The organism is Pseudomonas sp. RV120224-01b, from assembly GCF_003208145.1.
Classification (GTDB): Bacteria; Pseudomonadota; Gammaproteobacteria; order Pseudomonadales; family Pseudomonadaceae; genus Aquipseudomonas; species Aquipseudomonas monteilii.
The window spans coordinates 26,963-39,256 of sequence record NZ_QKMQ01000001.1 but is presented as its reverse complement, the minus strand read 5'-3'; the positions used below and the strand labels follow the sequence as shown (position 1 = coordinate 39,256).

Here is a 12,294-nt window from a genome sequence, read left to right as displayed (position 1 = left end):
GGAGAAGTTGGGCTGATCAACGCCTGTCAGCTCCTGCTGTTGTCATCACCCGGTTCGCCACCCACATGGTTGCCGCGATCGTCACCAGGTTCACCACCCACGTGATTGCCGTGATCATCGCCAGGCTCGCCGCCGACATGATTACCATGATCATCCCCGGGCTCACCGCCAACATGGTTGCCATGATCGTCACCGGGCTCACCGCCAACGTGATTGCCGTGATCGTCACCGGGCTCACCACCCACGTGATTGCCATGATCGTCACCCGCTTCAGCATGGTTGCTGCTGCGACCAGCGTTTGAATTACCGTCGTGGCCGCTGCCACTGTTGCCGGCATGGCCGCCACCGTCTCCGCCACTGCCATGGCCACCACCGCCACTTCCACTGCCACCACCGTGGCCGCCACCACCACCGCCACTTCCGCCACCACCACTTCCACCGCCGTGGCCTCCGCCTCCGCCACCACTCCCACCACCGCCGTGGCCTCCACCGCCACCGCCACTTCCACCACCACCGTGACCGCCGCCTCCACCGCCGCCGTGACCACCACCACCGCCACCATCTTTGGCATAGGCGCTGGAGCCGTGAGAAATCGTGTCAGGGATCAAAACAATGGACGTCGAAAGCACGCCAGCTACGGCAACCGCCAGTAAGGCCTTCTTGAACAGCAGGTGGATTTGCATAGTCCGTCTCCAGGTCGTCGCCACGAGAACGCCAAATCAGTAAAAGTCTTGTTGTCAGTTTTAGTTTTTCTTTGCGTGGGATTTTTTCCCACGCTTAATTAATAGACCTCTACCCCCCGCCGTTCAAGCGCTACACAGACAAGCCGACCGGTGGTTGGGCTGCTATGTTTTCCCTATCGCCATGGAGGACCACCGGCATGCCTGCGCCACTGACGTTGCAAACGCCGCGCTTGAGCGACTACAGCGAGCTGGTACAGGTGTGGGAGGACTCGGTACGCGCCACCCATCACTTCCTGCCAGAGGGCTACATCGTGCTGCTGCGCGACCACGTGCTGCACCGCTACCTGGATGCGGTGATGCTGGTCTGCTGCAAGGACCGGCAACGTATCTGTGGCTTCGCCGGGGTCGCCAACGGGCGCGTGGACATGCTCTTCGTCGCACCTGAGTACCGCGGCCAAGGGGTTGGCAAGCGCCTGCTGCACTATGCGATCGACGAACTGAACGCCGAACGCCTGGACGTCAACGAACAGAACCCGCAAGCCTTGGGCTTCTACCTGCATGAAGGTTTCGAGGTGTTCGGCCGTTCAGACACCGATGGCCTGGGCCAGCCCTACCCGCTGCTACACATGCGCCTGCGCAAAACGGCGTAAATGACACAGATTCCCAGCCCCTGCGCCGCGCAGGCAGGTACAATGCGGGTCTTTCCCTGCCTTTGCGAATTACCGTCATGTCTGAACCCGTCCGCCTGTCCAAACGCCTTATCGAGCAGCTGGGTTGCTCCCGTCGCGAGGCCGAGTTGTATATCGAAGGCGGCTGGGTGACGGTCGATGGCGTGGTCGTCGAGCAGCCGCAGTTCAAGGTTGAGCAACAGCGCGTCGAGCTGTTGCCGGGCGCCCGCGCCGAAACGCTGGAACCGGTGACCTTGCTGATGAACCAACCCGCCGGTATCGACGGTGAAACCGCCCGCGCCAGCATGAACATGGGCAACCTCAGCGAGGCTCACCGCGAAGGCGTGCGCGCCCTGCACGGGCATTTTGCCCGGCAGGACTGCGTGGCGCCGCTGGAGCGCGGCGCCACCGGCCTGCAGGTATTCACCCAGGACTGGCGGGTAACGCGCAAGATCAACGCCGACCTGCGCCGCCTGGAGCAGGAGTTCATCGTCGAAGTGCGCGGCGAAACCACGCCCCAGGCGCTGGAACGCCTGGCACGCGGGGCCACGCGCAATGATCGCGAACTGCCTAAGACCAAAGCCAGCTGGCAAAACGAGACCCACCTGCGCATGGTGCTGAAAAACCCGCAGCCCGGGCAAATTTCCGAGCTGTGCGCCTACCTGCGCCTGGAGCTGGTAAGCATGCGCCGTATTCGCCTGGGTGGCGTATCGATGGGCAAACTGCCGCTAGGCCAATGGCGCTACCTGGCCACTACCGAACGTTTCTAAGCAATACGCCACGCACACGCGTGGCACCTGAACAGGATTCTGCAGCAATGAACCACAACGATGTCCTGCGCAGCCTGCGCTACATGCTCAAGGTGAACGACGCCAAGATGGCCGAAATCATCGGGCTTTCCGGCCTCGAAGTGCATCCCCTGGTGCTGGCCACCTACCTGAAGAAAGAAGAAGAGGAAGGTTTCGTACGTTGCCCTGAACGGGTGATGGCGCACTTCCTCGATGGCCTGGTGATTCACCGCCGTGGCAAGGATGACAGCCGCCCACCGCAGCCGGTCGAGCTGCCGGTGACCAACAACCTCATCCTCAAAAAGCTGCGGGTGGCCTTCGAGCTCAAGGAAGACGACCTGCACGCGATCCTCAAGTCGGTCAACTTCCCGGTCAGCAAGCCGGAGCTCAGCGCGCTGTTCCGCAAGGCCGGCCACGATAACTACCGCCCGTGCGGTGACCAGCTGCTGCGCAACTTCCTCAAGGGCCTGACCCTGCGCGTGCGCGGCTGAGTGGCCATGCAGCACACGGTTGCCCCGGTCGGTATTGTGCGCTCCTGCTTCAAGGAGAAGTTCGCCATCCCGCGCCAGCCGCAGTTGGCGCCTGCGGCGCGCGGCGTGCTCGAACTGCTGCCGCCGTTCGACCAGGGTGATGCGGTCGAAGGCCTGGAGCAGGTCAGCCATGTCTGGCTGCTGTTCCTGTTCCACCAGGCCCTGGAAGACAAACCCCGCCTGAAAGTGCGGCCACCGCGCCTGGGCGGCAACAAGAGCATGGGCGTGTTCGCCACCCGCGCCACCCACAGGCCCAACGGCATCGGCCAGTCAGTGGTGCGCCTGGAGGGGGTAGAGCCTGGCCGCCTGTTGCTGTCCGGGATCGACCTGCTCGATGGCACGCCGGTACTGGACATCAAGCCCTATGTGCCCTACGCCGACAGCATCCCGGGCGCCAGCAACCAGATGGCCAGTGAAGCACCCGCTGCGATTGCCGTGCAGTGGGGTGAAAACGCCCTGCCCCAGGCTCGCGAGCACGCACTACGCCTGGCTGAGCCACTGGTAGAGCTGATCGAGCAGTGCCTGGCCCAGGACCCACGACCGGCCTATCAGATACCACCGGCCGAGCGGGTGTATGGGGTGAAGTTCTGGGATGTGCAAGTGAGGTGGCATTACCCGCAGCCGGAGGTGATCCGGGTGCTGGAAGTGGTGCTGGCCTGAACGCGGCACGAACATGAAAAAGGCGACCTCAAGGGTCGCCTTTTTCATTTAACCATCCCGCGATCAGCGAGCCGGGCCTTCGGCCACGCCCAGGTCATCGGTAGGACGGGTATCGACCAGCGGAGCACCACCGGAAGCCAGCTCCGAAGCGAGCTTGTCGTTGTCCATTTCCTTGACCCACTTGGCAACCACCACGGTAGCAACGGCGTTACCTACCAAGTTGGTCAGGGCGCGGGCTTCAGACATGAAGCGGTCGATGCCGAGGATCAGCGCCAGGCCGGCAACTGGCAAGTGGCCAACAGCCGACAGGGTGGCGGCCAGCACGATGAAGCCCGAACCGGTAACGCCGGCAGCACCTTTGGAGGCCACCAGCAGCACCAGCAGCAAGGTGATCTGGTGAGTGATGTCCATGGTGGTGTCGGTGGCCTGGGCGATGAATACCGCGGCCATGGTCAGGTAGATCGAGGTGCCATCCAGGTTGAACGAGTAACCGGTCGGGATCACCAGGCCGACAACCGACTTCTTGGCACCCAGGCGCTCCATCTTGGCCAGCATGCGTGGCAGTGCCGATTCCGACGAAGAAGTACCCAGCACGATCAGCAGCTCTTCACGGATGTAGCGGATCAGCTTGAGCACGCTGAAGCCGTGGGCGCGGCAGATACCGCCCAGCACCACCAGCACGAACAGCAGGCAGGTGATGTAGAAGCAGGCCATCAGGTAGCCCAGTTGCACCAGCGAGCCAACGCCGTACTGGCCAATGGTGAAGGCCATGGCGCCGAAGGCACCGATCGGGGCCAGCTTCATGATCATGTTGATGATGTTGAACATGACATGGGCAAAGCGGTCGATCATGTCCAGCACCGGCTTGCCATAGCTGCCCAGGCGGTGCAAGGCGAAGCCGAACAGCACCGAGAACATCAGCACTTGCAGGATGTCGCCGTTGGCGAAGGCGCCGACCACGGTGTTGGGGATGACGTTGAGCAGGAAGCCGACGGTGGTCTGCTGCGCGCCGGCGGCGGCGTAGGCAGCCACGCTGCTGGCGTTCAGGGTGCTGACGTCGATGTGCATGCCAGCGCCTGGCTTGACCACGTTGACGACGACGAGGCCGATGATCAGGGCGATGGTGGAGACGATTTCAAAGTACAGCAGCGCGTAGCCGCCGGTCTTGCCGACCGACTTCATGCTCTGCATGCCGGCGATGCCGCTGACCACGGTGCAGAAGATGATCGGGGCGATGACCATCTTGATCAGTTTGACGAAGCCGTCACCCAAAGGTTTGAGGGCGACGCCCGTTTCCGGGTAGTAGTGGCCGAGCAGAATACCGATGGTGATGGCGACCAACACCTGGACATACAGGGATTTGTACAGCGGCTGACGTGTCGTCATGGCTCATTTTCCTCAAGTGTGCCGGCCCACCCTTCCCAGGGTGATGGGGCACCTGAATCGCTAACCCTCCTGCACCCGGAGGGATTTGTCGTTGTGTTCGAGCTGCCTGGGCAGGCCTCTGAAGGGATCAATAGCAAGGGTGGTGCCAAAATGCCCATGAAGGGTGCAAAGGCCGTATTTGCTAGGGATAAATGCCCAACGACGGGGCGATTTGCCTGAGGAAGGCTGGCGGATTTCCGCCCGGTGGCGGGATTTGTACAGGGGCGTTGGCGGGAATCCGCCCATTGCAGTTTTCCTATGCCGGCCCTTTCGCGGGCTCGCCCGCTCCCACAGGGACCGCACTGCATTCAGCTCGTGCGCAGTACCTGTGGGAGCGGGCAAGCCCGCGAAGAGGCCAGTACAGGCGACGGTTCATTCCAAATTGAAGGTGATCCTGAACGCCGCGCCACCCAACGGGGAATCGCCAAGGCTCAACACGGCGTCATAGCTGTCGACAATGTCCTTGACCACCGCCAGCCCGATACCCTGCCCCGGGTGCTGGCTGTCCAGCCGCTCTCCCCGCTCCAGGATGCGCTCACGCTGATCGGCCGGCACCCCCGGCCCATCGTCCTCGATACACAAGGTCAACTGACCGGGCGCCTGCTCCAGGCTTACCCGCACCTGGCCCAGGCTCAGCCGGTAGGCGTTTTCCAGCAGGTTGCCGAGCATCTCCAGCAAGGCGCCCTGCTCCATCGGCACCTGCGCCGCATCAGGCACCTCCAGGGCCACGTTCACCTGTTTGTCCCGGTAAACCTTGGCCAGCGTGCTGCACAAACTGTCGAGCAACGGCAGCAGCCTCACGCTGTGGCGCACCAGGCCGCTCTTGCGCAGGCTGGCGCGTTGCAGCTGGTAGTCGATCTGTTGGCTCATGCGCTCGATCTGGCTTTGCAGCACCCGCGCCTGCTCGCGCTCGCCGCTGCGCTGCTGCAGGCTCTCGCCCACACCTTGCAACACCGCCAGCGGCGTCTTCAGGCTGTGGGCCAGGTCATCCAGCGAATCGCGATAGCGTGTGCGTTGCTCGCGCTCACTGCGTAGCAGGCGGTTGAGCGAACGGGTCAAGCGCAGCAACTCGCGAGGGTGCTCGCCGCTCAGGCCGTCGCGTGCGCCCGATTCCACCTCATCCAGCTCGTGGCTGAGCCGCCGCAACGAACGCAGCCCCCAGGTCAAGCCCGCCCATAACAGCACCATCAATGCCAGCAAGGCAGCACCAAAGCCCAGGTAGAGCTTTTCTCGCAGGCCATTGAGGGTGGCCTTGTATTCGCTCACCGGCTGCAGGGCGACAATGCTGTAAGCGGCGCTTTGGCCGCCCAGCAGCTTGATCTCGACGTCGTAAACGAAGAACTCTTCGCCATCGGACTGGTGAATGCGGGCAAACTCGTTACCCCGCCCGTCGTAGCGCGGGCTGTAATTGATGTGCCGGTCGGCAGTGGCCCGCGACTGCCAGACCAGGTTGCCGTCGCGGTCGAAGATGTAGCCCAGCAGGCCGGTATACGGCAGGTTGTAACGCTCGTCCGGCAACAGCGTCGGCATCTGCAGTTGGCCATGCTCGATGCGCGCGGCGGAAATCAGTGTGGTCACATCCGAGGCCAGCCGCTGCTCGATCGACTCCTGCAGGGCCAGGCTGAAGGCTTTCTGCAAGGCCGGCAGCAGCGCCAGCATGAACAGCAGCGCCAGCACGGCGGCGGCCAACATCAGGCGTACCCGCAGGGAGCGGATCATCGGCAGCGCTCGGTGAACAGATAGCCCAGGCCGCGCACGGTGTCGATGGGTTTAAAGCCGTGCTCGCCCTCAAGCTTGCGGCGCAGGCGGCCGACCAGCACCTCGATGACATTGGGGTCGCGCTCCTCGTCCCCCGGGTACAGCTGCTCCATCAGGCGCTCCTTGGCCACGACCTGCTGATGATGGCGCATGAGGTATTCGAGAATGCGGTATTCGTAGGCCGTCAGCGCCAGTGGGTGGTCGTCGAGGGTGGCCTGTTTGCGGTTGAGGTCGAGCACCAGCGGGCCGGCGGCGATGGTCGACTGGGTGAAGCCGCTGGAGCGGCGCAACAGGGCATTCAGGCGAGCCTCCAGCTCTTCGAACTGGAACGGCTTGACCAGGTAGTCGTCAGCACCGGCCGCCAGGCCTTCGACCTTGTCCTGCCAGTTGCCACGGGCGGTGAGGATGAGGATGGGGAAGGTCTTGTCCTGGCTGCGCAGGCGCGTGATCAGCTCCAGGCCACTGATGCCGGGCAGGCCCAGGTCGATGATGGCCAGGTCGAAGTGGTATTGCCCGGCCTGGTACAGGGCCTCTTCGGCGTCGGCGACGGCCTCGACCACATGGCCGCTTTCGCCCAGTCGGGTGTAGAGGTGATGGCGAAGCAGGGCTTCGTCCTCGACCACCAGCAGTTTCATGTGCAGCTCCTTAATTTATTGCCTGTACCGGCCTCTTCGCGGCTAAAGCCGCGAAGAGGCCGGTACAGGATAACGCGGCTCGCCCGTCAGAACTTGTAGCTTGCAGCCAGGTAGGTCTGCGCACTGCTGGTCAGGCGCAGGGTGCCGTCCTTCGGCCCGCCACGCTCGCCCACTTCGGTCGCGGCATTGGTGCGCAGGTAACGGTAGCCCAGTTCAACCGAGGCTTTGTCGGTAATGTCCTGGATCACACCCGCCTGCAGGCCATAGGCATAACCGTAGTCGGTATCGCGGCTGGCACCTGGCGAGTCCTGGGTCAGCTTGGTCACGCCCAGGCTGCCACCGCCAAACAGCTTGGTGGTATCGCCCACCGGCAGGAACAGGTCATAGCTGCCCAGCAGGTTTTCCTGGCGCAGCTTGAGGCCGCTGTGGTCGCCCGAGACGTTGTCATAGGTCATGTAGTAGCGGCCTTGGTCATTGATCTTGCCCAGACGCACGCCCCAGGTGTCGTCCTTGCCGATGATGCCATCGGCGTTGAGGTTTTCGGTATTGCGCTGCAGCAGGCCGGACTTGCGAACCTTGTCGCTGGTCTGGCCGTAGGTCAGGCTGGCGAAGTTGTCGTCGGCGGCCTGGGCGGTGGTGATGCCAGCGGCGCAGACGGCCATGGCGGCAAGCAGGGTGTTGAAGGTTTTCATGGCTGGATACTCCAGTTGGGTGCGCTGTTTCGGTCTGGAAGCTAGAGTAAGCAGGGCACCCTGAACCGCGACTGAACCCTGGCTGAACACCGGCTGAACGAACTGTCTGCAAGACAAGGAGTAGTAACCATGCGTGCCCTGCTGGCCCTGACCCTGATGTGCAGCGCCGCCTTAGCCCAAGCGGCGGTACAAACCCGTGAAATCCCTTACCAGGACGCCGATGGCAACCGCCTGGTCGGCTATTACGCCTACGACGACGCCATCGAGGGCAAGCGCCCCGGCATTGTCGTGGTGCATGAATGGTGGGGGCTGAACGACTACGCCAAACGCCGCGCCCGCGACCTGGCGGCGCTGGGCTACAACGCGCTGGCTATCGACATGTATGGCGACGGCAAGCACACCGAGCACCCGCAGGACGCCCAGGCGTTCATGGCCGCAGCAATGAAGGACCCGGCAAAGGCGGCAGCGCGCTTCGACGCCGGCCTTGAACTGTTGAAGCTGCAACCGAACACCAACAAGCATCAACTGGGCGCTGTCGGTTACTGCTTCGGCGGCAAGGTGGTGCTCGATGCCGCGCGCCGGGGCGAGAAGCTGGACGGCGTGGTGAGCTTCCATGGTGCGCTGGCTACCCAGACACCGGCAAAACCGGGCGTGGTGCGGGCCGATATCCTGGTCGAGCACGGGGCGGCGGACAGCATGGTCACCCAGCAGCAGGTGGATGCGTTCAAGGCAGAAATGGAGGCGGCCAAGGTCAACTATGAATTCGTCAGTATTGAGGGGGCCAAGCACGGGTTTACCAACCCGGATGCCGACCGGCTGAGCCATGGCGAGCATGGCGGGCCGGACATTGGCTATAACAAGACGGCGGATGAAAGCTCTTGGGCGGATATGCAGGCGTTCTTCAAGAAGGTGTTCAAATAGCCGCTTGCACGGGCCCGATGTGGGAGCGGCCTTGTGTCGCGAAAGGGGCGCGCAGCGGCCCCGGCAATTTTGCAGGATGGCTGAGATTCTGGGGACGCTGCGCGCCCCTTTCGCGACACAAGGCCGCTCCCACAGGGATGTGACAGTGCCTACTCTGCTGGCACAATACTCGCCATGAACACACTCCCCACCTGCTGTTCCCCACTCCAGCACCACTGGCCCTTGCCCCGCCCGCTCCCCGGCGCGGTGCTGGTCAGTTGCTCGTTTGACCCCGCCCTCCTGGGCCCCGATGACTTCCAGCGCGCCGGCATCGTGCCCAGTGCCAGCCTGCAACGCTCGGTGGCCAAGCGCCAGGCCGAGTACCTGGCCGGCCGCGTATGCGCCCGTGCTGCACTGCAACGCCTGGATGGCCGCAATTACGTGCCCGGCACCCACGAGGACCGCTCACCGATCTGGCCGGCAGGTATCCTCGGTTCGATCACCCATGGCAAAGGCTGGGCCGCCGCCGTGGTCGCGGCCCAGGGCAGTTGCCAAGGCCTGGGGCTGGATCAGGAATCCCTGCTGGATGACGAGCGCGCCGAACGGCTGATGGGCGAAATCCTTACCCCACCCGAACTCGAACGCCTGGACCGTCGCCAGCTCGGCCTGACGGTTACCCTGACCTTCTCGCTGAAGGAAAGCCTGTTCAAGACCCTCTACCCGATGACCCGCCAACGCTTCTACTTCGAGCACGCCGAGGTGCTGGAATGGTCCGCCGATGGCCTGGCGCGCCTGCGCCTGCTCACCGACCTGTCGCCACAATGGCAGCACGGCGCAGAGCTGCAGGGCCAGTTCAGCCTGCAGGACGGCCACCTGCTCAGCCTGGTCAGCGTCTGACCTTTACAAAGGGGCCTGCTGGCGCGGCCAGTTCAGGCTGAAGCAGGCGCCGCCCAGCGCCTCGCTGCGCCGCACCGTGGCCCGGCCTGCGTGCCAGTAGATGATCCGCCGTACGATCGACAGGCCCAGGCCATGCCCACCCGAGGCCCGTGTACGGCTGTCGTCGAGGCGGGTGAACGGGGTGAAAATGCGGTCCCAGAAGCCCTCGGGTATACCTGGGCCGTCATCTTCCACATCAATGCGACAGCGTTGCTGCCCCAGCTGGTAGCTCAGGCGCACTTCGCGCTCGGCATGGCGCATGGCATTGCCGACCAGGTTCTGCAGGGCCCGGTGCAGGTAACGCGGCTCGGCCTCGACCCAGGCGCCATCGGCATCCGCGCCCTGGCAGTCGCCACGCACCACCCGCACCTCGGCACGCAGCGGTGCAAGCTCTTCGATCACACGGTCGAGCAAGGCGTCCAGGTCTACCCGCTGGAACTTCAAGGCCGGCGCACCCTGCTCCAGGCGGGCATAGGTCAGCATCTCGTCAACCAGCTTGTCGAGGTCCTGGATATCCCCGTCCATGCCCGCCAGGTGCTTGGCCCGTGCCTGTTCGGTGGTGGCGCTTTCAATCATCTCCAGGCCAAAGCGCAGGCGCGCAACCGGCGTGCGCAGCTCGTGGGACACCGCCCGCACCAGCTCACGCTGCATGGTCAACGAGCGCTGCAGGTGCTCGGCCATGCCGTTGAAGGCAGCGGCCAGGCGCCCGACCGAGTCGGCGTCACCGGCAGGCACGCGGGTATCCAGGCTGCCTTGAGCAATGCGAGTGGCGGCAACTTCCAGGCCCGACACACGGCGCTCCAGCTGGCGTACCAGCAGGTAGACCACCAGGCCGATCAGGCACAGGCCAAGGAAGGCGATCAATATCAGCAACTGCGGCGGATACGGGTTGAGCTGGTACAACGGGCCGATTTCCAGCACCCAGGGCGAACCTGACAGCCCGGCAAACACACGGATCGAGTCGCCATCCCTGCCCAGCGCCATCACGGTGTCGCCCTCCTCGACCCGGCGCCGCTGGTCATCGTCCAGGCTTACCCGCTCGATGCGCTGCAGGGCGACGCCAAAACCGAAGCCCTTTTCCTGCTTGATCTGCGCCAACCGCTGCTGCTGTTCGGTGATCGGGTAACGCACCAGTTCATCGGCCAGCAGATAAAGGGTGGCGCGCGCCAACTGCTCGCTTATCTGTTTGATCTGCGCGACCAGCATCAGGTCTTCCTGGCCAACCTTGCGGAGCACTTGTGCCGCATGCGGGCCGGTCTTTTCGACCACCACCAGGCCACGGTACAGGCGCGCCCGCTGGCCGCCGTCGAGGGTGCGCGCAGTCATGGGCTGCAACGCCAGCGGCACACCCAGCAGGCGCTCCCAGATCAGCAGCGAGCGTTTGCGTTCGGTGTCATTCTGCTGTGCGAGGTTGTCGGCCATCAGGCTGAAGGTACCCTGGGCCAGGCCTTCGCGGTGCTGGGCGGCGCGCACTTCGTTGACCAGATGCAGGCTGAGTATGCCAAGCAGGGCCACCAGCACCAGCACAGCCAGCATGCCGCCGTAGATACGCAGGAAGATCGAGTTGTTCATGGCGCCTCGCCGACAAACAGGTAGCCCTTGCTGCGCAGGGTCTTGATCAAGCGGGGCTGGAGCGGATCATCGCCGATCTTGGGGCGAATTTTTGAAATGCGGATGTCGATGGAGCGGTCCTGGCCGTCGTAGCCCACACCGCGCAGCGCGGTGAAGATCTGCTCGCGGGTCAGCACCCGGCCGGCGTTGCTGGCCAGCAGCCAGAGCAGGTCGAATTCGGCGCCGGTCAGCTCGATCAGCGTTTCGCCCAAGCGCGCCTCGCGCAAGCGGTTGTCGATACGCAGGGCGCCGAAGGCCAGGTCCTGGCGCTTGTTGTCCACAGCCTCGCTGCGGCGCAGCAGGGCCTGGATACGCGCCAGCAGCAGGCGTGGGCGTACCGGCTTGCACACGTAGTCGTCGGCCCCCAGGTCCAGGCCCTGGACCTGGTCGAGTTCGTCGCTGCGGGCAGTGAGCATCAGGATCGGGCCGGGATACTGGCTGCGCACACGGCGGCAGATGCTCAGGCCGTCCTCGCCGGGCAGCATAAGGTCAAGGATGACCAAGTCGGGCTGGCTGTCGACGATGCGCCGTGCGGCGCGGGCGCCGTCGCCCTCCACCGCGACCTCGTAGCCGTTGGCTTGCAAGTATTCGGCGGTGAGCTCGGCCAGGCGCTGGTCGTCTTCGACAATGAGGATGCGGGGGGTGGGATGGTCCATGGCTTAGGCCTTCGCTTGTTGTTTTCTTTTGCCTGTGCCCGCGAAGAGGCCGGCACAGGCAACATACCCCTTTAACCAAAAGGCAACATCTGCCTCGGATACTACGTCCCGCCCCCGGCACTGCCAAGCCACTCACAGCCCCCTCGACTGAACCGTTTTTGTGATAGGGTTCGCGCCCGAAAAAAACTGCCCCGGGGCAGCAAGGCGCAGAAAAATACTGCAAACCACTTGGCACAAGGCCTACAGCGAATACCCACCATTCACACACAAAGTACGCACAAGTTATCCACAGGCGCTCGCCTTGCAAAGGCCCCAATACCGCATTATCTTGTATCCCGATCGCAGCGAACCA

Annotated in this window: 13 protein-coding genes; 6 read left to right on the top strand and 7 right to left on the bottom strand. The window is 63.8% G+C overall.

The features are described from left to right. Positions 1 to 26: 26 nt before the first annotated feature. Complete coding sequence (locus tag N436_RS28500; protein WP_371920888.1) at positions 27 to 683, bottom strand: hypothetical protein; 657 nt, start codon at positions 681 to 683, stop codon at positions 27 to 29. Positions 684 to 880: 197 nt separating this feature from the next. On the opposite strand from N436_RS28500, the gene N436_RS00175 reads away from it, so the two are divergent. The 4 genes from N436_RS00175 to tsaA all read left to right on the top strand — a co-directional run bounded on the left by N436_RS00175 (position 881) and on the right by tsaA (position 3,329). After that, complete coding sequence (locus N436_RS00175; RefSeq protein WP_110740165.1) at positions 881 to 1,333, top strand: GNAT family N-acetyltransferase; 453 nt, start codon at positions 881 to 883, stop codon at positions 1,331 to 1,333. Positions 1,334 to 1,410: 77 nt separating this feature from the next. Further along, entirely contained in the window at positions 1,411 to 2,121 is a 711-nt protein-coding gene (locus N436_RS00170) for an rRNA pseudouridine synthase (protein ID WP_110740164.1), read from the top strand. Positions 2,122 to 2,168: 47 nt separating this feature from the next. Next, positions 2,169 to 2,630 (top strand): DUF1456 family protein, encoded by a 462-nt coding sequence (locus N436_RS00165; RefSeq protein ID WP_019098116.1) that lies wholly within the window; start codon positions 2,169 to 2,171, stop codon positions 2,628 to 2,630. A 6-nt stretch (positions 2,631 to 2,636) separates the two neighbouring features. Then, on the top strand, positions 2,637 to 3,329 hold the full coding sequence (tsaA, locus tag N436_RS00160) for a tRNA (N6-threonylcarbamoyladenosine(37)-N6)-methyltransferase TrmO (RefSeq protein WP_110740163.1): 693 nt from the start codon (positions 2,637 to 2,639) through the stop codon (positions 3,327 to 3,329). A 63-nt stretch (positions 3,330 to 3,392) separates the two neighbouring features. Here the strand turns inward: tsaA and N436_RS00155 are convergent, their stop codons facing one another. The 4 genes from N436_RS00155 to N436_RS00135 all read right to left on the bottom strand — a co-directional run bounded on the left by N436_RS00155 (position 3,393) and on the right by N436_RS00135 (position 7,839). Then, complete coding sequence (locus N436_RS00155) at positions 3,393 to 4,715, bottom strand: dicarboxylate/amino acid:cation symporter (protein ID WP_019098118.1); 1,323 nt, start codon at positions 4,713 to 4,715, stop codon at positions 3,393 to 3,395. A 411-nt stretch (positions 4,716 to 5,126) separates the two neighbouring features. Then, complete coding sequence (locus N436_RS00145) at positions 5,127 to 6,473, bottom strand: ATP-binding protein (RefSeq protein WP_105945504.1); 1,347 nt, start codon at positions 6,471 to 6,473, stop codon at positions 5,127 to 5,129. Then, a complete protein-coding gene (locus N436_RS00140; RefSeq protein ID WP_105945505.1) occupies positions 6,470 to 7,147 on the bottom strand; it encodes a response regulator in 678 nt (225 codons plus the stop codon). Before N436_RS00140 ends, N436_RS00145 begins: the two co-directional genes overlap by 4 nt. 86 nt (positions 7,148 to 7,233) lie before the next feature. Next, positions 7,234 to 7,839, bottom strand: coding sequence for an outer membrane beta-barrel protein (locus tag N436_RS00135; protein WP_110740161.1), 606 nt, complete (start codon positions 7,837 to 7,839; stop codon positions 7,234 to 7,236). Between the two features lie 129 nt (positions 7,840 to 7,968). Here N436_RS00135 and N436_RS00130 point away from each other — a divergent pair, with 129 nt between their 5' ends. Next, entirely contained in the window at positions 7,969 to 8,760 is a 792-nt protein-coding gene (locus N436_RS00130; protein ID WP_110740160.1) for a dienelactone hydrolase family protein, read from the top strand. A 174-nt stretch (positions 8,761 to 8,934) separates the two neighbouring features. Continuing rightward, entirely contained in the window at positions 8,935 to 9,636 is a 702-nt protein-coding gene (locus N436_RS00120; RefSeq protein WP_110740158.1) for a 4'-phosphopantetheinyl transferase, read from the top strand. Positions 9,637 to 9,639: 3 nt separating this feature from the next. Here N436_RS00120 and N436_RS00115 read toward each other — a convergent pair whose 3' ends face one another. Beyond that, positions 9,640 to 11,247, bottom strand: coding sequence for an ATP-binding protein (locus N436_RS00115; RefSeq protein WP_110740157.1), 1,608 nt, complete (start codon positions 11,245 to 11,247; stop codon positions 9,640 to 9,642). Next, complete coding sequence (locus N436_RS00110; RefSeq protein ID WP_060498597.1) at positions 11,244 to 11,942, bottom strand: response regulator transcription factor; 699 nt, start codon at positions 11,940 to 11,942, stop codon at positions 11,244 to 11,246. The genes N436_RS00115 and N436_RS00110 overlap by 4 nt, the downstream gene beginning before the upstream one ends. Positions 11,943 to 12,294 lie beyond the last annotated feature (352 nt).

Bases quoted from the DNA above. Each gene is read 5' to 3' on its own strand.
- N436_RS28500 (WP_371920888.1), bottom strand. From the start codon at position 683: ATGCAAATCCACCTGCTGTTCAAGAAGGCCTTACTGGCGGTTGCCGTA.
- N436_RS00175 (WP_110740165.1), top strand. From the start codon at position 881: ATGCCTGCGCCACTGACGTTGCAAACGCCGCGCTTGAGCGACTACAGC.
- N436_RS00170 (WP_110740164.1), top strand. From the start codon at position 1,411: ATGTCTGAACCCGTCCGCCTGTCCAAACGCCTTATCGAGCAGCTGGGT.
- N436_RS00165 (WP_019098116.1), top strand. From the start codon at position 2,169: ATGAACCACAACGATGTCCTGCGCAGCCTGCGCTACATGCTCAAGGTG.
- tsaA (WP_110740163.1), top strand. From the start codon at position 2,637: ATGCAGCACACGGTTGCCCCGGTCGGTATTGTGCGCTCCTGCTTCAAG.
- N436_RS00155 (WP_019098118.1), bottom strand. From the start codon at position 4,715: ATGACGACACGTCAGCCGCTGTACAAATCCCTGTATGTCCAGGTGTTG.
- N436_RS00145 (WP_105945504.1), bottom strand. From the start codon at position 6,473: ATGATCCGCTCCCTGCGGGTACGCCTGATGTTGGCCGCCGCCGTGCTG.
- N436_RS00140 (WP_105945505.1), bottom strand. From the start codon at position 7,147: ATGAAACTGCTGGTGGTCGAGGACGAAGCCCTGCTTCGCCATCACCTC.
- N436_RS00135 (WP_110740161.1), bottom strand. From the start codon at position 7,839: ATGAAAACCTTCAACACCCTGCTTGCCGCCATGGCCGTCTGCGCCGCT.
- N436_RS00130 (WP_110740160.1), top strand. From the start codon at position 7,969: ATGCGTGCCCTGCTGGCCCTGACCCTGATGTGCAGCGCCGCCTTAGCC.
- N436_RS00120 (WP_110740158.1), top strand. From the start codon at position 8,935: ATGAACACACTCCCCACCTGCTGTTCCCCACTCCAGCACCACTGGCCC.
- N436_RS00115 (WP_110740157.1), bottom strand. From the start codon at position 11,247: ATGAACAACTCGATCTTCCTGCGTATCTACGGCGGCATGCTGGCTGTG.
- N436_RS00110 (WP_060498597.1), bottom strand. From the start codon at position 11,942: ATGGACCATCCCACCCCCCGCATCCTCATTGTCGAAGACGACCAGCGC.